1 protein-coding gene is annotated in these 260 nt (G+C 70.0%); it reads right to left on the bottom strand.

The features are described 5' to 3' along the window. Positions 1-260 (bottom strand): hypothetical protein (locus CVH10_RS21885; RefSeq protein ID WP_219924986.1); only part of this gene is annotated, 260 nt, incomplete at both ends.

Genomic DNA, 260 nt, shown 5'->3' with positions numbered 1-260 from the left:
CGCGGTGGGCGGGCGTGTCCCAGCGGTTCACTTCGAAGTCGCTGCCGCCGCTGAACGCGATCGCGTCGTCGATCACCAGGATCTTCTGGTGCTGGCAGGCGCCGAAGGGCAGCGTCCCGTCGATGCGGAAGTCGATGTCGGGCCCGAGGCTCGCACGCACGCTGTCCGGCGTGTGGTCGTTGCCCGCCGAGATCGGCCAGGGCATGTCCCAGATCAGAATGCGGATGGCGAGGTCCGGCCGCTCGGCCTTCAGGCGCCGC

The organism is Halomonas sp. ND22Bw (genome assembly GCF_003011945.1).
GTDB classification, from domain to species: Bacteria; Pseudomonadota; Gammaproteobacteria; order Pseudomonadales; family Halomonadaceae; genus Halomonas; species Halomonas halophila.
The sequence above is the reverse complement of the archived record's forward strand: the minus strand, read 5'-3'. Positions and strand labels throughout refer to the sequence as shown.